The organism is Sphingomonas faeni, assembly GCF_023195535.1.
In the GTDB taxonomy this organism is placed as follows: domain Bacteria; phylum Pseudomonadota; class Alphaproteobacteria; order Sphingomonadales; family Sphingomonadaceae; genus Sphingomonas; species Sphingomonas faeni_B.
Window position 1 is genome coordinate 12,518 of record NZ_JALPNF010000016.1, and the last position, 18,204, is coordinate 30,721.

General features: G+C 62.3%; 21 protein-coding genes. 12 read left to right on the plus strand and 9 right to left on the minus strand.

Annotated features, from left to right (window positions below):
- Positions 1 to 231 precede the first annotated feature (231 nt).
- The 3 genes from SPHN_RS17705 to SPHN_RS17715 are packed head-to-tail and all read right to left on the minus strand — an operon-like array spanning position 232 to position 2,182.
- A complete protein-coding gene (locus SPHN_RS17705) occupies positions 232 to 1,185 on the minus strand; it encodes a replication initiator protein A (protein ID WP_056421025.1) in 954 nt (317 codons plus the stop codon).
- Positions 1,182 to 1,529 carry a hypothetical protein gene (locus tag SPHN_RS17710; protein ID WP_248525178.1) on the minus strand — a complete coding sequence of 116 codons (348 nt, stop codon included), beginning with the start codon at positions 1,527 to 1,529 and terminating at the stop codon, positions 1,182 to 1,184. The genes SPHN_RS17705 and SPHN_RS17710 overlap by 4 nt, the downstream gene beginning before the upstream one ends.
- The gene (locus SPHN_RS17715; RefSeq protein WP_056421020.1) at positions 1,529 to 2,182 is read right to left on the minus strand and encodes a ParA family protein; all 654 of its coding nucleotides are present in this window, start codon (positions 2,180 to 2,182) and stop codon (positions 1,529 to 1,531) included. The genes SPHN_RS17710 and SPHN_RS17715 overlap by 1 nt, the downstream gene beginning before the upstream one ends.
- Positions 2,183 to 2,625: 443 nt before the next feature.
- Here SPHN_RS17715 and SPHN_RS17720 point away from each other — a divergent pair, with 443 nt between their 5' ends.
- Complete coding sequence (locus tag SPHN_RS17720) at positions 2,626 to 3,738, plus strand: hypothetical protein (protein WP_056421017.1); 1,113 nt, start codon at positions 2,626 to 2,628, stop codon at positions 3,736 to 3,738.
- 1,139 nt (positions 3,739 to 4,877) lie between these two features.
- Here SPHN_RS17720 and SPHN_RS17725 read toward each other — a convergent pair.
- The 6 genes from SPHN_RS17725 to copC all read right to left on the minus strand — a co-directional run bounded on the left by SPHN_RS17725 (position 4,878) and on the right by copC (position 10,404).
- Positions 4,878 to 5,276, minus strand: coding sequence for a hypothetical protein (locus SPHN_RS17725; protein ID WP_133032464.1), 399 nt, complete (start codon positions 5,274 to 5,276; stop codon positions 4,878 to 4,880).
- A 3-nt stretch (positions 5,277 to 5,279) separates the two neighbouring features.
- Positions 5,280 to 5,885, minus strand: coding sequence for a recombinase family protein (locus SPHN_RS17730; protein ID WP_056421012.1), 606 nt, complete (start codon positions 5,883 to 5,885; stop codon positions 5,280 to 5,282).
- Positions 5,886 to 6,120: 235 nt separating this feature from the next.
- Positions 6,121 to 6,504, minus strand: a complete 384-nt coding sequence (locus SPHN_RS17735; protein ID WP_055763348.1) for a MerR family DNA-binding protein — start codon at positions 6,502 to 6,504, stop codon at positions 6,121 to 6,123.
- Positions 6,501 to 8,975, minus strand: a complete 2,475-nt coding sequence (locus SPHN_RS17740) for a heavy metal translocating P-type ATPase (RefSeq protein WP_082445487.1) — start codon at positions 8,973 to 8,975, stop codon at positions 6,501 to 6,503. Before SPHN_RS17740 ends, SPHN_RS17735 begins: the two co-directional genes overlap by 4 nt.
- Positions 8,976 to 9,101: 126 nt before the next feature.
- On the minus strand, positions 9,102 to 10,031 hold the full coding sequence (copD, locus tag SPHN_RS17745; RefSeq protein ID WP_055763342.1) for a copper homeostasis membrane protein CopD: 930 nt from the start codon (positions 10,029 to 10,031) through the stop codon (positions 9,102 to 9,104).
- 1 nt (position 10,032) lies between these two features.
- Complete coding sequence (copC, locus tag SPHN_RS17750; RefSeq protein WP_055763339.1) at positions 10,033 to 10,404, minus strand: copper homeostasis periplasmic binding protein CopC; 372 nt, start codon at positions 10,402 to 10,404, stop codon at positions 10,033 to 10,035.
- Positions 10,405 to 10,526: 122 nt separating this feature from the next.
- Between copC and SPHN_RS17755 the strand changes: the two genes are divergently transcribed.
- From SPHN_RS17755 to SPHN_RS17805, 11 genes are all read left to right on the plus strand, one after another.
- Positions 10,527 to 10,799, plus strand: coding sequence for a hypothetical protein (locus SPHN_RS17755; protein WP_055763369.1), 273 nt, complete (start codon positions 10,527 to 10,529; stop codon positions 10,797 to 10,799).
- A complete protein-coding gene (locus tag SPHN_RS17760) occupies positions 10,796 to 11,236 on the plus strand; it encodes a periplasmic heavy metal sensor (protein ID WP_055763336.1) in 441 nt (146 codons plus the stop codon). Before SPHN_RS17755 ends, SPHN_RS17760 begins: the two co-directional genes overlap by 4 nt.
- Positions 11,233 to 11,826, plus strand: coding sequence for an RNA polymerase sigma factor (locus SPHN_RS17765; RefSeq protein ID WP_055763333.1), 594 nt, complete (start codon positions 11,233 to 11,235; stop codon positions 11,824 to 11,826). The genes SPHN_RS17760 and SPHN_RS17765 overlap by 4 nt, the downstream gene beginning before the upstream one ends.
- Before the next feature lie 43 nt (positions 11,827 to 11,869).
- Positions 11,870 to 13,807 (plus strand): copper resistance system multicopper oxidase, encoded by a 1,938-nt coding sequence (locus tag SPHN_RS17770; RefSeq protein ID WP_056405756.1) that lies wholly within the window; start codon positions 11,870 to 11,872, stop codon positions 13,805 to 13,807.
- Positions 13,804 to 15,015 (plus strand): copper resistance protein B, encoded by a 1,212-nt coding sequence (locus SPHN_RS17775; protein WP_055763326.1) that lies wholly within the window; start codon positions 13,804 to 13,806, stop codon positions 15,013 to 15,015. The genes SPHN_RS17770 and SPHN_RS17775 overlap by 4 nt, the downstream gene beginning before the upstream one ends.
- Positions 15,012 to 15,758: a PepSY domain-containing protein gene (locus SPHN_RS17780; protein ID WP_268795171.1), complete on the plus strand. Its 747-nt coding sequence runs from the start codon at positions 15,012 to 15,014 to the stop codon at positions 15,756 to 15,758. The genes SPHN_RS17775 and SPHN_RS17780 overlap by 4 nt, the downstream gene beginning before the upstream one ends.
- 36 nt (positions 15,759 to 15,794) lie before the next feature.
- On the plus strand, positions 15,795 to 16,184 hold the full coding sequence (locus SPHN_RS17785) for a DUF305 domain-containing protein (protein WP_235516307.1): 390 nt from the start codon (positions 15,795 to 15,797) through the stop codon (positions 16,182 to 16,184).
- Positions 16,185 to 16,238: 54 nt separating this feature from the next.
- Entirely contained in the window at positions 16,239 to 16,682 is a 444-nt protein-coding gene (locus SPHN_RS17790) for a DUF411 domain-containing protein (protein WP_055763320.1), read from the plus strand.
- 173 nt (positions 16,683 to 16,855) lie between these two features.
- Complete coding sequence (locus tag SPHN_RS17795) at positions 16,856 to 17,188, plus strand: ArsR/SmtB family transcription factor (RefSeq protein ID WP_055763316.1); 333 nt, start codon at positions 16,856 to 16,858, stop codon at positions 17,186 to 17,188.
- Between the two features lie 11 nt (positions 17,189 to 17,199).
- Positions 17,200 to 17,628: an arsenate reductase (glutaredoxin) gene (arsC, locus tag SPHN_RS17800; protein WP_082446616.1), complete on the plus strand. Its 429-nt coding sequence runs from the start codon at positions 17,200 to 17,202 to the stop codon at positions 17,626 to 17,628.
- Positions 17,628 to 18,204 (plus strand): ArsB/NhaD family transporter (locus tag SPHN_RS17805; protein WP_248525180.1); only part of this gene is annotated, 577 nt, incomplete at its 3' end. The genes arsC and SPHN_RS17805, both read left to right, overlap by 1 nt.

Genomic DNA, 18,204 nt, shown 5'->3' on the forward strand with positions numbered 1-18,204 from the left:
TGAAACCCCGTGATTCGGTGTGTGAAACCCCGATAGTGCGGTGGGTGATCCCCCGACGAAAAGGTGTGTGAAACCCCGACTCTGGCATGGCTTGAACGGCTCTTCCGTGCCAGTTATCCACAGCGCGAACGCTGCATGACGCTGGCCGGAGCTTGCCCGACTCTGCCCGGCAAACCAGCAGGTGTGTGAAACCCCGATAGTTGTGGGCTTTGGTGGGTGAAACCCCGATAGTTAGCGACGGCCGGCCAGCCGGTCCATTCGGGCGTCCACCTCTTCCGTACGCCGACGATCGGCGTCAAGGCGGGCTCGCCGCTCCTCCTCCACGCGCATCTTCTCGGCCAGTGCTAATGCTTCGGCCTCACCGCGGAGCCTGAACAGCACAGCCGGGCTTTTGTCGGTCGTTTCAGCTGCGTCCATCGTATAATCAGGCAGCTGGTCAGCCTCGATCACGCGCCGAAGCATCCGATTGAACTCTTTGGGCTGGGCATCACTGCCTGTCTTGTCGCGAAGCACCTCGACCCGGCACAACCACCCCCCGCGCTGCGTGCCTGCATGTTTGCGCGCGATGCGATACAGCGCCCGCTCTAAACCTCCGGACAGGAGGAAATAGTCAGGGTGCATGGTGAGCAACGACTTCTCGTTGACGATCCCCTCATAAACCCAATCCGAAAGGGTCAGCGTCATGCCCCGTGGCTGCTCGGTCTCGGCGTCGGTGTCGAAGGTCCAGCTATCGAGCCAGTTGAAGCCGGCCTTCTGCCGGCGCTTGGTCGCGCGGATTGAGGTGGTGATGGAGGTCGTCTGGAGCCTAAGCAGCGCCGCCTGCAACTCTTGATAATCCCTGCCGCCAGTGCCGCGTTTGATAGCTCGCAACAGGTCATAAGGCGTCGTGGTCAGCGTGCGCGGCAAGTCGTTCAAGCCCTGCTGCTTCATGCGATTAAGGGTAGATGCCGCCCATATCAGAATGTCGGCATCCCAAATCGTCGCCATTCCGTAGTCGGGGATCGCCTGCACGCGCACCCACGCCTCGCCATCGGGGCTGCGATACTCGATGGGCTTGAGGCGCTTGCGCTTCTGCAACGAGAAAAACGGACGCTCCATAACTTCCCGCTGGTCCTTGAGCGGGAGGTCCCCAAGCGCCGGGATGAACAGGTCGAACTCGGGATTGGGATCACGCCGCTTGCTCACGGGGCGAACCTAGTGTGGCCCCGCTTGACCAAATACTGGCGGAGCAAGCGCTCGGTGATGACGGTGAGGGGTTCCCCGCCCTCCTCCACGCTGAGCTGGCGAAGCGCGCGGTGCATGTCCTCGGGAATGTGGATCAGCACCGGCTTCTTGCCCGGGTGGCTGCTGCGCCGTTCCGGCGCTGGCGATGCTGGCGATGCTGGCGTGTCGGCCGAACGCCGCGATCGGCGTGGCGCTGCCGCCCGCTGCGGCTCGGGTGCTGACTGAGGAGCGAGAGCGGGATTCGGCGCTAGTTCCTCGACCTCCTCATCGAAGATGCCGGCAAGCGCGGAAGGCTTCTTCGCCATTATGCCGCCTCGCTTACTGGCTTAGTCGTAAAGCCGCTTAGTCGCTTAGCTTCGTCATAGGCTGCGCGCAGTTCTGCCGCCGCCTTGCTGTCCGGTTCCGTTTCCGCTGCGGTACGTCCAAGCGGCGTCGCCTTGTAGAAGTCCTTGCGGAAGTGAAGGCGGCTGTCGAACATCGTCACGCCCTTGGCCGCGAACCCGGCATGGGCCTCCTGCCCCTCCCCGCCCTGGTGCGGAACCTGGGTCAGAATGACGGCGAAGGGAGTGCCGGCCTGCTGCACTTGCTTGACGGTCTGCAACACCGAATGAACGTCCAGCCCGCGCGGCGCGACGGGGATGATGACGAAATCTGCCTGCTCGGCCGCAAGCATCGCAATATCTTTGGAGTTCGCCGGCGTGTCGATGATGATAAGGTCGATCTTGCCGCTACCGCGTCCGCGCGAGACGTGAAGCGGCAGGCCGGCGACGCTGCTGTCCTTCACCGTCACGTCGTCGTCGTCGCGACGCTCCGACCAGTAGAGCGCTGATCCCTGACGATCGTCGGCATCCAAGATCACGACTGACGCGCCTTCGCGCGCGGCTTCGACGGCAAACCCTGTAGAAAGGGTGGTCTTGGATTGACCGCCTTTTTGCGCGATCACGGCCCATACTTTCATCGCTGCTACCCCTACTAATCGGCTGAGCTACTTATGCCGCTTAACCGCTTAGTCGTAAATAGCATTAATCGCTTAGCCTAACCTCACTAACTTGGCCCCTCGATCGGTCATAGCGGGGCGTCTGAAGTTCCAGCATGCAAATGATATTGACCCTACATCCCCAAGGTACGCGCTTAGGTTTGAACATCTGCGTTGGCGGCTTTTGGCTGGCATAGCACCGCCGGTATCACGCACGACACTCTCTCCTCGCGAGGCGCTTGAAACAGCGTACACACTTCATCGCGTGACGTACCGCGCGACCGATCGGCGATGAGATTTCCTTGATATGGTCCGGTGTTCTTGATCACCTTGAAACCCTTGCTTGCCTTAATTTCCTTGATTACCTTGATGGGTGCGTTTTGACATGCTAAGGCCGCATTATGTTAGAATCGGGAACTGTAGCTATGGACGACAGTGAGGCCGAAAAGCGGGTTCGTGGAAAGGGGCGGGGAAGCAACTTTTTCGCGCTCGGGCATGAGGTTAAGGATCAGCTCTGGTCGATGCCGACGACCAATCGGCTTAATCTGGTGATCGCTTATCTTGTTCTCTTGGCCGGCACGGGTAGCGATCATCGCCTCACTAAATGGTCAGCTAAGGCGTGTGAGGAATATACGGGGCTGGGGAAGCCGCGGGCCAAGCACGCTATAGGCGAGCTCGTGGCCTCGGGTCTCGTCAAGCGCACTGACGCTTCCTCACGAATGATGCCGCAATACGAACTGCCGCCACTGGCAATTGACGCAGAGCCAGTCTTTCTACCGGTTGCTCTAGTTACAGGCTTATCGGGCGAAGCCTCCATGCTCCGACGCGTTCGCGAGACTGGCGACGCAATGGCACTTAGGATGCTGATCGATCTTTACGGGCTGATCTCTCTCGATGCTACTCACGGCATACCGCTCGAACACCTCCGAGGCGGCCTTAGTCAAAACGATGAGCCTAACGCGCGGAAGCTGGCTGACGTTGGCGCGCATGGCGTATGGGGTATTACGCGGGGCAGCTATCGCGGTGGAGGTGGAGAGTGGGCGTCTTTCCACCGCGCGAAGGCCAAGGACAGTTCCGTTGCCTGGAAGCCGTTCTGGGAAAGGCTCGATCTGCTTAAGCAAATCGGAGCAGTCTGGTATGAGCCCTGGCTATTTGACAGCGCCGCGACTGATGCCGAACCTATCATTCCGCTCGATCCGTCCGGTTATTACCCGGTTGCGGAACCAGACGACGAAGCCCGGCTAACACGATCGGCGCTGGATGCGGCGCGAACGCTAGTTGGTGAGGAACGCGAGTATCTGTTTGAGCGTGCCGACTTCTACGTTCCCCTGACGTTGCATCGGCAAACGCCAGCTTATCGAGAGGTTGCTCGACTGCGGGTTGAAGCGGACACACCTGGTCGTCGGCTGTCGTGGAAGAGGCGGCGCATCATCATCGAACAATATCAGCAAGCATTCGACCAGCTCCGTCACGATGCTCTAGAGGGGCGGTTTGACCGGCCAATGCGACTCGGTTCTACGCTGGAACCTGCACTGTGATCCAGGTAGCGGTCGATGCTGCCGGCTTCGCTGGCGCGTGCGGCGGGATTGCCGCGATCATCGGCGCGACTGCTACGCTCGTTTGGGCATGCCGGCGTGATCCCAAGAGCGGCGAGCGAACCATTGCGCGTTTGCCGCCACCTGCTGAGTAGATCCGTGCCAGGGCAAATTACGCGGTCTCAAGAGAGGTAGGTTGAGGACCCACATTAACGCAAGCGCGATGAAATCGCTTAATCGCTTAATCGCCTAATCGCTTAATCGCTTAATCGCTTAGCATTAATGATATTACTGAATCAAAGTGGTTTCTGCTTTCGTTTCGCTCCCGGCTGACTCATAGAATGGTATGCCAATCGCGCGCGAACATCGCTGGCTATATCCGATCGATTGGCGCGAGTTGTCCGCCCTTATTCGCTTCGGTCGCGCCAAGGGTCGCTGCGAGCATTGTCAGCGTCCGCACGGTTGCGACGTGCTACATCTCGGCAACGGCGTGTGGTGGGACGAAGATGCGCGCCGTTGGCGGGATGGGCAGGGCAGGAGAGTTCGCCGCCTAGCCAGTCCTGCGGACCTTGCCTTAGTGCAACCGGGGTTCGTCGGCATCGCTCCGCCTAGCGCACTACATGTTACGCGCGTAATCCTCGCCAGCGCGCATCTGAACCATGATCCTGGCGACAACAGGCCGCACAATCTCGCCGCGCTTTGTCAGCGGTGCCACATGCGTCATGATGCGAGCGAACATCGCCGACGCCGCTGGCTCAATGCCTTTCGCCTGCGTGCGATCGGTGACCTATTCGCCTGATCAAGATTTCGCCCGCGGGGCTCGATTTCAAGATAGGTGGGCAAAACAGACAACGCGACGGTATGATCAGGGACTTCGCTCTCACTAAGGCTTCCGCAACCTGTCCACGTCATGGTCTGCTTAGAAGCCCACATCCGGCATTCTCCCGATGCCAGGTTGAATATCGCGAGAAGGTCCACTAGTTAGATCGTATAAAGCGAATTGAAATTAGCGATTTGAGAGGTGGGAAGCGCCGCCCCACACACCAGACTCTTTGGGGTAAGGTAGAGGCTTCGGCCGAGAGATCACGGTTGGCAACGTGCTCAAATCGCTTTGGGGAGGGCTCACGCTCTCCCCTTTTTCGTTATAACGCCACCACACGACCCGCCTTCACGCGACTGGTGAACTGATACGCCTTTAAGCCATAAGCGCTCTTTACCTGATAGGTGCCGCCGGGTGACAAGCTGAAGCCGATCGCAACCATCGCAAAAGAGCCGACTGCTGTTTGCAGCGCGTCCAGCAAGTAAAAAGCGTGCGGGTGCTTGGGGTCTTGGCCGATGAACGCTGGATTGGCGATTAGACCAGGAAGGGCGGCCATTATGTCCGCGTACTCCAATGGATGATCGATCGCGATATGAGCATGCGCTGCTTTGCTCACCGTGACCGAGCCGGGCACGAGGTTAGTTCCCAGCCGGGCGTTGATGCGTCCGACAGGCAGCGGCCCAAGCGTTAAACCAGGGTAGTGGGGTGGAGCTGCGGCCATGCCTTAGCTTGCCTGCATGCTCAGCAAAACTGCGTCGGCCGTTTCCTGACGCGCTCTGTAATCGCGTAACACGCGCTGCACTGTCGAGCGCGATACGCGGAACAGGCTCGCGAGCTGGGCGGGGGAGCCCTGGCCGGATTCCACCTTGGCGATGATCTCAGCGCGCTGCGGCCCTGTTAGGCTTGGCCGGCGTCCAAGGCGCCGCCCGGCGCTGCGCGCGTGCGCCAGCCCGTTCATGGTCCGCTCGCGGATCATGGCGCGCTCGAACTCGGCGAACGCGCCAAGCATCTGCGTCATCAGCCGGCCGGGTGCGGTGGTGGTGTCAATCGCCTCGGTCAGCGACCGGAAACCCGCACCGGCTGCGGTGATCGCTTCCAGCGTGAACAAAAGGTCGCGGAGGGATCGGGACAGCCGGTCGAGTTTCCACACCACCAGTACGTCGCCGGCCTCCAACGCACCGATCGCGCGCGCCAGCTCGCGGCGGTCGGCCTGCCCACCCGATGCCTCCTCGCTATAGATCGCATCGCACCCAGCATCGCGGAGCGCGCGAAGCTGCGGGTCTATGTCCTGGGAGTCACCTCGGGACACGCGGGCATAGCCGATTTCCATGCATTTATTCTGGCACGGGGTTGTGACACCTGCAAACCCTTGAAAACGCTAGGGCAGGGTGGCGGTGTCAAAACCGTCCGGTTTTGACACAAAGCTTCCTCGAAAACGATGGTCTTTTGGGAACGATAGATCTTTCCCAAAAGCCGTTTTCACACGAGAAGGGAGAACACTAGAACCGCTTGCGAACGCCCACAGGCGGTAGAGCGCGGCACGCTAAGCGCCGCGCTCGATCGGATTATTCAGCGAGGCTTTCGATAATTGGGCACTCCGGGCGATCATCGCCGTGACAGCGCTCAACCAAGTCGATCAGCGCCAATTGCATAGCTTTCAACGCGCGCGCCTTGCGGCCCAGCTCGGCAGCGCGCGCTTTCGCCAGCGCCTTAACTTCGGCGCTCGACCGATCCCGATCCGACCACAAGCCGAGTAGCGTGCGGATCTCCTCGATTGGAAACCCAAGGTCTCGCGCGTTGGCGATGAACCGCAGCCGATGAATGTCCACTTCCGAATAATCCCGGTAGCTCCCGCGCCGGAGCGGTGCGGGCACAAGGTCGATCTTCTCGTAGTGGCGGATCATGCGTTGCGAGACGCCGCTGGCCTCCGACGCCGCCCCGATGTTCATAGTTTCACCGTGTTCAGACGCAGCGCGTTGAGCACGACGGTGAAGGAAGAGAGGGCCATCGCAGCGCCAGCCAGCATTGGTGACAGAAGGATGCCGGCAACGGGGTAGAGCACGCCGGCCGCGACGGGCACGCCGACCCCGTTGAACAGGAATGAGAAGAACAGGTTCTGCCGAATGTTCCGCATCGTCGCACGGGCGAGCTTGCGCGCGCGCACGATCGCCGAAAGATCGCCGCGTGTGAGCGTCATGCCCGCGCTTTCTATCGCTACGTCGGTTCCCGTCCCCATCGCGAGCCCAACGTCGGCAGCGGCCAGCGCCGGGGCGTCGTTGATACCGTCGCCGGCCATTGCAACCTTGGCACCATCAGCTTTCAATTCGCCGATGATCCGCGCCTTATCTTCCGGTCGCAGATCGGCGCGTACATCGTCCAGGCCGCCCACGGCGCGCGCAACCGCATCGGCCGTCCCGCGATTGTCGCCCGTCAGCATGATAACGCGCAGACCTTCCTTGCGAAGAGCCGCGATGGCGTCGCGCGCCGAAGGGCGCACCGGGTCAGCAACCGCGAGCAAGCCCGCGAGTGCGCCGTCGATCGCGATCAGGATGACGCCGGCTCCCTCGCTCCGATGGCGATCGGCCGAAGCGTCGAGTGACTGGGGATCGGCACCGACCCGGCTCATTTGTGCGGCATTGCCGATCACCACCGATCGGCCGCCAACCGTGGCACTGACACCCATGCCGGTCTGCGAAGCGAAGTCTGCGACCGTGGCGAGTTGCAATCCGCGTTCCTTGGCGGCGACGACGATCGCGTGGGCTAGCGGGTGTTCGGACTGTCCTTCGACAGCCGCAGCGAGCGCGAGCATGTCGTTCTCTCCAACGGTGCCGGTTGCCTCGATCGCGACCAGCGACGGCTTGCCTTCCGTTAGCGTGCCCGTCTTGTCGATGACCAGCGTATCGACCTTATCGAGTGCCTGTAGGCTTTCGGCATTCTTGACGAGCACGCCGGCCTGCGCGCCGCGGCCGGTGCCAACCATAATCGACATAGGGGTCGCGAGCCCGAGCGCGCACGGGCAGGCGATCACCAGCACGGCGATCGCATTAAGAAGGGCGTGACCCATGCGTGGCTCGGGACCGACCAGCGACCACACCACGAAGGTCGCGACCGAGATCAGCACGACCAAAGGTACGAACCAGCCCGATACCCGGTCGGCGACCGCCTGGATCGGGGCACGGCTGCGCTGCGCTTCCGCGACCATGCGGACGATGCGCGCCAGCATCGTGTCCGAACCGACCGCGCCGGCTTCCATAACGAGGCTGCCCGTGCCGTTCACCGTCCCCCCCGTGACTGCGGCATCGACTTCCTTGAGGACGGGGGCCGGCTCGCCGGTGAGCATGGATTCATCGACCGAGGAGCGACCCTCGACCACCACGCCATCGACCGGGATCGCATCGCCGGGGCGGACCCGCAACCGATCTCCGGTTGCCACGTCGGCAAGGCTGACTTCTTCCTCTGACCCGTCAGACCGCAACCGTCGCGCTGTCTTGGGAGCGAGGTCCATGAGGGCGCGTATCGCGCGGCCAGTCGCCGCTCTGGCGCGCAATTCGAGAACCTGTCCGAGCAACACCAGTGTCACGACGACGCCGGCAGCTTCGTAATAGACTGGGACCATGCCCCCGTGCATCCGGAACGTCGCAGGGAAGATGCTGGGCGCGAGTGTTGCGACCAGGCTGTAGAGGAATGCCGCACCGACGCCGATCGCGATCAGCGTGAACATATTCAGATGGCGGGTGCGAAGCGACATCCACCCCCGCTCGAAAAACGGCCATCCCGCCCACAGCACAATTGGCGCAGTGAGTGCGAGTTGGACCCAAGGCGAAGCGGTAGGGCTAACAACATGGAGCCCAAACATCTCGGCGAACATCGAAACAATGAGCAGCGGAACGGTGAGCGCTCCTGCTACCCACAAACGCCGGGTGAAATCGACTAGTTCTGGATTGGGACCGTCATCGAGCGACGGCTCTTCCGGTTCGAGGGCCATGCCGCAAATGGGGCACGTTCCCGGCCCTTCCCGACGAATCTCAGGGTGCATGGGGCACGTCCACATCGCTCCCGGGGTTGCCACCGGCTCGGGCTTTGGCTTGGCCCCAAGGTAGGCATCAGGGTCAGCGACGAACTTGGTTCGACACCCTGCACTACAGAAATGATACTCGTGCCCGGCATGCTCGGCATGGTGCGCTGTTTTTGCCAGATCAACGGTCATGCCGCATACCGGGTCGGTCACTGTGGCAGAAGGTTCTCCGCCCGCTTTCCCTGAGCAGCATCCTTCCTTGGCAGCTTGTGGAACAGCCGGAGATTTGGAGGACGAGCAGCAGGACGCGCCCGCCTCGCGCTCGATCGCAGCAGCTTTATCAGCTTGCTTGTTCGAGCACCCGCAGCCCCCGGCCAAATGGGCGTGGAAATCAGGGTCGTTCATAGAAAAACTCCTTCAACCCGAGAGCATGTAGGGTCTGACACCGTGTCAGGGTCAAGCCCCCCTTCCAACGACTCACGGCACCTAATTAAATTACGTCGCAAAGCTCGATTGCCCTCAAACCAATAGCTACATGGCCGACGCAGGGGGTTCGAGCGTGCCGAGCCAACCTACCAGCACGAGGATCGCGACCACGCACGAAGCCTCGACTGCAAGACTTGTTCGCAAGGTTCGCAGCGCGCCTTTATAATCGCCTGCTGACACCGATCGTTCGAATGCCGGTGTAAAGCGGAAGCGGTTAAGCGAAGCGAGTCCGAGCATCCCACCCAACAGCACAAGCTTGGCGATCAAGAGCCTGCCGTAGACCGTCGTGCCGAGGGTCGGGAGATTGCCAAGGCCAACCAACAGCCAAGCGTTGATGAGGCCGGTGATGACGATCGTACCGACGACAATCGTGCCGGTCAGACCGAACCCGTGCAGCGCTCGATAGGTCAGTGCGAGGTGGGCGGCATCGGTGCGCCGCGCTGGTCGTGTCACCAGCAGCCCAAGCCCGAGCAGCGCTCCCACCCACGCACCAGCGCTCAGGAGATGGAGGATATCGGCCGCCAGATGCACCCACCCGGTCGCGCCTTCGTCCATCGCCCCGTGCCCCGTCCAGGCGAGCGTTGCGAGAGCGACGCCGGAAAAGATGGCGACCAAGCCAAGCGGCATCGTGCGCCGCGCCGCTATTAGGGCAGCGATAGACGCCACCAAGAGCGCGATCATGCGTACTTTCCATGCCGTGCCCGTTGCGGAGTCAGAGAGCAGCATTCCGACTGCTTCCCGATCGATCGGCCACGGAGGTGCACCTGCCATCGCGGCTGCGAGCAGCGCGACCGCTATGCCGGAGAATAGCAGGGCGAGAAGCCCGGTCCCGAACAGCCAAGGGCGGAAGGCAAGCGCGTTGCCGCGCTCACCGACCTTCAACCCGTAGAGGCCGAATGCCGAGAGGCCGAACAGCCCGCTCAGCGTCACGTAAAGCGCGAAGCGAACCGCGATCAGCGGCCAGTCGGCTTCCACCTTACTTCACCGTGAAGGCGTAGTTTCCGGTGATGCGGTGTGTGTCGGTCGAGACCACATGCCAGGCAAGCTTATAGCTACCCGCGCCGAGCGGCGACTTGGGCGTGACGACGAGGGTGCGACCGTCCGAGCCGACAGTTGCGGTCCCGACGACTTTCATTGGTGCGTGCGTCATGCCGCCATGCCCGGTCATCATCAGATCCGCACCGGAAAACTTGGGCATCAGCTTCTCGCTGAAGCGCAGTGTGACATTGGCGGGCTTCGCGACCATCGCATTCGGTGCCGGGGATGCGGATACGAGTTTGGGATGGGCCTGGGCGGCTCCGGCAAGGCCGAGAAGGACGACAGCGGTAGGAAGGAAGACGCGACGCATGGGAATACTCCGATCAGGTTCGTGCCTGTTCTACGCGGCCCGGCCGCTCGCCCCTCATGACGGAAGTCGAGGGGTGATGGGCATCGCTGCGTAACAAGTGGTAGAGGCGCGGAGTGGACAGCATGGACGATCTAGACAGAACATTGGCGAGGCTCGCGGGCGCACCCGTGCCGGCATCGCTGGACGGGATCGAAGCGCAGGTGTTCGCACGCATCGGTGCGCAGCCCGTCGCACGGTTGACCGGATTGGGCGTCGGGGGCGTGATGGTCGCAGCGCTCGCGATCGGCATGGTTGGCGCGGAACTTCCGGCGACCGCCAGCCCTGCGGTGTCGCTTTCGCCGCTCGGGGGCGCATCACCACTGGCGCCATCGGTCTTGCTGATTGGTGAGCCATGACATCGACCAAGCGGCTTATCGTCTGCGTTGTACTGGCCTTCCTCGCGGCTATCGCAGGCGTATTTCTTGCGCGCGTGTTGCTGCCCCAGCCTAAGCAACCGGGCACCGCCTTGCACGAGGTCCTGCACCATAAGCTGGCGCTTGATGGCAATCAGCAGGCCCGGCTGAAAAGCCTAGAGGACCGGTTCGCGGTGCAACGCCACGCGCTGGAATTGGAAATGCGCGCGGACAATGCACGGCTAGCCGAGGCCATTGAGACCGAGCATGGCAACGGCCCCAAGGTGACCGCCGCGGTCGATCAGAGTCATGCGGCGATGGGCGAGTTACAGAAGGCAACGTTGGCGCATATCTTCGCCATGCGGCAGCTTTTGCGCCCGGATCAGACCCCCCAATTCGATGCTGCGGTGGTGAAGGCGCTCACCGACGACCAGGGGTGAGCCTCGATTGGACCACCCTGTCCGACGGCGAACTGGCGACGCTCAGCATCGCTGGCCGACAAGCGGCATTCTCCGAAATCATGCGTCGCTATCGTCAGCCTATATTCCGGCTCGCGCGCGCCTTTGTCGGCGAGGCCGACGAAGCGCTCGATTTGGTTCAAGAGACGTTTGTCGCGGCGCATCAGGCGATGCCGCGCTACGATACACAGCGGGCGATGAAAGCATGGCTTTCTACGATCGCCGTCAACAAATGCCGGGATTGGGCAAGGAAGCGCGCGGTCCGTCGGTTTTTCTCCTTTGCCGCACCGCTCGACGAACAGGCCGAGACGATCGCGGACGATCAGGTAGCAATCGATGACGCAGCAGCCGATCGGCAGGAACTTGCCAAAGTGACGCGCGCCATCGCGACCTTGCCGATGAATCTCAAAGAACCGTTGGTGCTCCGCACGATCGAGGGTTTGAGCCAGGCGGAAACGGCCGATGTATTGGGGATCAGCCAGAAGGCGGTCGAAACCAGGCTATATCGGGCTCGCGCGCGCCTCGCCGAAAATTTGAAAGAGAACCAAGGGGTAGGCGCACGGGACGCGTAAGAGGTGAGACGGGCCGGCAGCGGCTCAATCCCAAGGAGCTACCATGTCGCGCGTTCTAGACCGCCGCCAATTGCTGCGCGGTGCCACTCTTGCAGGAGGCGGTGTTGCGCTGTCGGCATATATGCCGGCATGGGCGCAGCCTGTTTCCGCTGGTATTGTGAAGCCGCTGCCTACTGTATCGGGTGATGAAATCCGGCTCCGGGTCGCGCACCAGATGATGATGATCGACGGACGGCAGAGCCACGCCATCGGCATTAACGGCACTGTGCCCGCACCGCTGATCCGGCTGCGGGAAGGTCAGACCGTGCGGCTGCATGTCGAGAACGGTCTTGATGAGCAGACCTCGTTGCACTGGCACGGCCTGATCGTGCCGTTCCAGATGGACGGCGTGCCGGGCGTTGCCTTCCCCGGCATCGATAAGCGCACGACCTTCACCTACGAGTTCCCGATCGTGCAGGCCGGCACCTATTGGTATCACAGCCATTCCGGGTTGCAGGAGCAGATGGGGCTCTACGGCCCCATCGTGATCGACCCCAAGGGCGTTGACCCGATCCAGTCGGATCGCGAGCACGTTATCGTGCTGTCCGACCACAGCCAGCTCCACCCGCATCGCATCTTCATGAAGCTCAAGAAGCAGTCGGGCTATTTCAACCGGCAGCAGCAGACGCTCGCCGGCCTGCTCAAGGGCGAGGACCAGCCGCTCAAGGATCGCCTCGATTGGGGCAAGATGCGGATGGACCCGACCGACGTCGCCGACGTGACGGGTTCAAACTACACCTATCTCGTCAACGGGCATGGGCCGCAGGACAATTGGACGGGGCTGTTCAGGCCGGGCGAGCGGGTGCGGCTGCGTGTCATCAATGCGTCCGCGATGACGACCTTCAACGTCCGGATTCCGGGGTTGAAGCTGAGCGTTGTCCAGGCGGACGGCCTCAACGTCCGTCCCGTTGAGGTCGACGAGTTCCAGATCGGCGTGGCCGAGACCTACGACGTGATCGTCACTCCATCGGACGAGCGCGCCTACACGCTGGTCGGTGAGAGCGTGGACAGGTCCGGCATGGCGCGCGCAACGCTAAGCCCCCGCGAAGGCATGGCCGCTGAAGTCCCTCCACTTCGCAAGCGCCCTGTCGCCACCATGAAGGACATGGGGATGGACATGAACATGGATATGTCGGGCGGCGGTTCGATGCAGGGCATGGACCATAGTGGCATGCCTGGAATGGATCACGGATCAATGGCCACGGCTGAAAAGCCCGCCGCTGCGATGGACCACGCGCAGATGGACCACGGTGCTGCCGGTGCCGGCGCGGGCGGAATGGCCGGGATGGATCACGGCGCGATGCAGTCGGGTGCTACGATGCCAGGCATGGCAGGTGCGCCCGACGCCGCAGGTGGTATGGCAATGGGCGGCATGGCGGGCATGGACATGAACATGCGCGACTTTTCGAAAGCGCCGGGCGTGAAGAAGGGGCCGGGTGTCCAGACCATCTCGCCGATGCCGATGGATCGTACCGGCGACCCCGGTCAGGGTCTGGAGAATGTCGGGCATCGTGTGCTGAATTACCGCGATCTGGTCGCGGTCGATCGCAATCCCGATCTGCGCGCGCCGTCGCGCGAGGTGCAGATCCACCTTACCGGCAACATGGAACGCTACATGTGGGCGCTCGACGGTGAAAAGCTGTCCGAGGTGAAGGCACCGATCCCATTTCTTGCTGGCGAGCGCGTCCGCGTCACGCTGGTCAACGACACGATGATGGGCCACCCGATCCACTTGCACGGCCACTTCTTCGAATTGGTGACGGGGCACGGCGCGTACAGCCCGAGAAAGCATACCGTCATGGTCCAACCGGGGGGCAAGGTCAGTTGGGACGTGACCGCCAACGAGGGCGATTGGGCATTCCACTGCCACATGCTCTACCACATGCACGCGGGCATGATGCAGGTCGTCCAGGTCCGTTCGGCGAAGGGAGAGGCGGCATGAAGGCGCTGCTTCTCGCCGGGATCGGCGCGCTGGTCGCCACGGCACCTGCCACGGCGCAGACGATGGACCATTCAATGATGCCGGGCATGAGCATGCCGGGCATGAAAATGCCGGCGAAAAAACCGACCGCTAGATCGAGACCGGCCACAAAGCGGGCCCCTGCCAAGAAGGCAGCGACTAGGAAGGTCCCGGCAAAGCGTCCCTCCAAGCCTGCAGCCGATCCACATGCCGAACACACGATGCCCGGCATGGACATGAGCGGTGCGAACGCGGCCGATCCGCACGCCGGCCACGACATGTCCCAAATGTCAGGCATGAACCCTGCTCCGGCTACCGCAACAGGCGAGCACACCGGCCATGATATGTCGGCGATGCCCGGCATGGATATGGCACCCGGCCAGCCAACGCAGCATGACATGTCTTCAATGCCGGGAATGGCGACCGTGCCTGTCGGTACAGACCTGAAGCCGGGCAATGCGCCCGCGCCTGCACCATCTCCGGTGCTGGCAGCGTCTCGCTATTACGGCGAGGCAGCCATGAGCGATGCCAACCGCGACCTGCGCCGCGAGCATGGCGGAATGACCTACTACCAAGTGCTCTTCAACCTTGCCGAGTATCAGGCGCGCAAAGGCGGGGACGGCTATCGATGGGATGGCGAGGCTTGGATCGGGGGAGACATCAACCGTCTCACCCTGAAGAGCGAAGGCGAGGGCACATTTGGCAAACCGCTCGAAGCGGCCGAGGTGCAGGCGCTCTACAGCCGTGCGCTCGATCCCTATTGGAACCTTCAGGCGGGCGTCCGCTACGACTTCAAGCCGAACCCTTCTCGCACCTACGCGACGGTCGGGATCGAGGGGCTTGCGCCCTATTGGTTCGACGTCGAGGGGGCACTGTTCCTTTCTGACAAGGGCGACGTGCTTGGCCGAGCCGAGGCATGGTACGACGAGCGAGTGACACAATTCTTCGTCCTTCAGCCTCGCGTGGAAGCCAACTTTGCAGCCCAAGACGTGCGCCAGGACGGCATCGGATCGGGGCTTACGGACCTCGAACTCGGGCTCAGGCTGCGCTACGAAAAGTCGCGTGAGTTTGCGCCCTACATCGGCGTGTCGTGGGAAAGGCAATTCGGCGACACGGCACGCTTCACGAGAGCACGCGGTGATGACACGGGCGGCTTCAGCTTCGTTGCCGGCGTGAGGACCTGGTTCTGAGGAGCGGCAGGCTCCGCCTTCATGTCGGTGCCAGCAAGCTTCATCGCTGGCTGGCACTGATTATCGGGGTGCAGCTACTGCTCTGGTTCTCCAGCGGCTTGTTGATGAGCATCCTGCCGATCGAGCGGGTACGAGGAGAACACCTCGTTGCACGCGAGAACACGGCGACGATCGATCCGGCTCAGGAGTTTGCTTCCCCGGCATCGGTGTTGGGCGCTGCCCCCGGCCCGGTGCGCGAACTGCGCTACACGACCTTGTTCGGACAACCCGTCGCCGAGTTGACGATGGCTAACGGCACGGTCCGGATGCACGACGCCCGGACCGGTTTGCCGATGCAGCGTATCGATGCGCCCTTTGCGCTACGAGTTGCACGCGCGGCATATCGCGGCCCCGGTGTCCCTGTTGCGTCCGTCATGTTTGCTCGAACAGCGAGCACGGAGTTTCGTGGCAAACTGCCGGTCTGGCGTGTGGAGTTCGAGGACGCCGAGACGACGCGCGTGTTCGTGTCACCGGAGAACGGTAGGATTGTCGGTGTCCGAACGGGTACGTGGCGGCTCTATGATTTTTTCTGGGGCCTCCACATCATGGACTGGAAAAACCATGAGAACTTCAACACCCCTTGGATGATGGCATTTGCAGCTGGGGGGCTAGCCCTTGCGGTGGCAGGCGTGGTGCTGCTCTACATGCGCTGGCCGCGCCGCAGGCAAAGAAAAGTCCAAGGGGTGCACGACGTTGCCGCGTAACTCTCTCTAGGTGGGGGATACCTCGGGAGAACGACTATGAAGACCATTACCACGATCGGCATGTTAGCCGCAGCGCTCGCCGCCAGTCCGCTTGCCGCACAGAGCAGCATGGCGGGCATGGATCATAGCCAGATGCAGGGAATGGATCATTCCAAGATGATGAATGATCCGGGCAATCCTTACGCCGCATCCGAGATGGACATGCATCAGAAGATGATGGCCGCGAAGCAGGGAGACGCATCGGAGATGTGGACCCGCAAGATGATCGAACATCATCGTGGAGCCGTTACCATGTCGCGCGTGGCGCTTCGGGACGCGAAGGATGCCGACACGAAGCGGATGGCGCAGATGACCATTACGAAGCAGGAAAAGGACATCGCCGAGCTTCAGGGCTGGCTCAAGTCGCATGGCAAGCGCGCCCAATAAGGCCGCTGGCAGGAACCCCGCCCCCGGGCGGGGCTTCACCAAAGGAGTTTAGCAATGAAGTTTACGATCCGGAGTGCGATCGTCGCCGCAGCGATGATGACCCCGGCTGTGGCCTTAGCGGCGAACAGCATTGCCATGCACCGCGATCCAGGGTGCGGCTGTTGCGAGCAGTGGGCCAAGCAGGTCCGTCAGCAGTTCGGGCGCAACGTGCAGATCATCGATGACGCTCACCGCGATGTGCTTCAGCGCAAGATGGGTGTCCCCGCCGACCTCAGTTCATGTCACACCGCGGTAGTCGACGGTATGGCATTTGAGGGCCATGTACCGATTGCCGACATGAAACGGGTGCTTGCCCAGCATCCCAAAGGCGTAAACGGGCTTGCCGTGCCGGGTATGCCGGTGGGATCACCTGGCATGGAAATGCCGGGCATGAACGCACAGCCCTATGAGGTGATCGCGTTCGGACCAACCGGACGCAAGGTGTTCGCCCGCCATTAAAAGAGGGAGGCGCGGACGCCTCCCTCCCATTTACTTTTCATGCCCGACATGTCGTGGCCGGCATGGTCTTTACGCCTGCCGCTTTCATGTCGGTGCAGGGCGTTGTCGGAATCGATAGTGGTTTGAAGATCGTGAGAGCTTTCATAACTTAACATATCCGCTATGCCGGATGCATGGATAACGATTCGGCTATCATTGCGCTTGGTGCGCTCGCGCAAGGCACACGCCTCGACGTGTTTCGCCTGCTGGTTCGCCACGAACCGGACGGCATGGCGGCGGGTGAAATTGCCCGTCAGCTCGACGTGCCGCAGAACACCATGTCCGCGCACCTCGGCATTCTCGCGCGCGCCGGCATCGTGCGCTCGGAACGGCATAGCCGGTCGATTATTTACCGTGCCGATCTAGACGGGCTGCGCGCGCTAACGCTGTTCCTCGTCAAGGATTGCTGTGCCGGCTCGCCTGAACTGTGTGCGCCGCTCCTGGCCGAACTCACCCCCTGCTGCTGAAAGGACGCCCCGTGGCCGTCGATATCGTGATCTATCACAACCCCGAGTGCGGCACGTCGCGCAACACGCTGGCGATGATCCGCAATGCTGGCATCGAGCCGCACGTCATCGAATATCTGAAAACCCCACCCTCGCGCGCGTTGCTGGTCGAGCTGATCGACCGCGCCGGGATCACGCCCCGCGATCTGCTACGCGAGAAGGGGACGCCCTATGCGGAGCTGGGCCTTGGTGACGATGCGCTGTCAGACGACACGCTGGTGGACGCGATGATGGCGCATCCGGTCCTCATTAACCGGCCGCTGGTCGTCTCGCCGCTCGGCGTGAAGCTGTGCCGACCGTCCGAAGCGGTCCTCGATCTGCTGCCTGATGCCCAACAGGGCGCGTTTGCCAAGGAAGACGGCGAACAGGTTGTGGATGCTTCGGGCCAGCGCATCGCCTGATGCTGCTCGCGTTCGCTATCTTCGTCGTCACGATCGCGCTCGTCATCTGGCAGCCCAAGGGCCTGGGCATCGGCTGGAGCGCGCTAGGCGGCGCGGCCGTCGCGCTACTCGTCGGGGTCGTTTCGCTCTCTGACGTGCCGGTGGTGTGGGGCATCGTCTGGAACGCGACCGCGACGTTCGTCGCGATCATCATCGTCAGCCTGTTGCTCGATGAAGCCGGGTTCTTCGAATGGGCGGCGCTCCACGTTGCGCGCTGGGGCGGGGGGCATGGTCGTCGGCTGTTCGTGCTGATCGTCCTGCTCGGGGCGGCGGTGTCGGCGCTGTTCGCCAATGACGGCGCCGCGCTGATCCTGACGCCGATCGTCATCGCGATGCTGAGGGCCCTGGGATACAAGGACAAGGCGACGCTGGCGTTCGTCATGGCGGCGGGGTTCATTGCCGATACCGCAAGCCTGCCGCTGATCGTCTCCAACCTCGTCAACATCGTGTCGGCCGACTTCTTCCGGATCGGCTTTGCCGATTATGCCTCGGTGATGGTGCCGGTCGATCTGGCGTCGATCGCCGCGACGCTGGTCG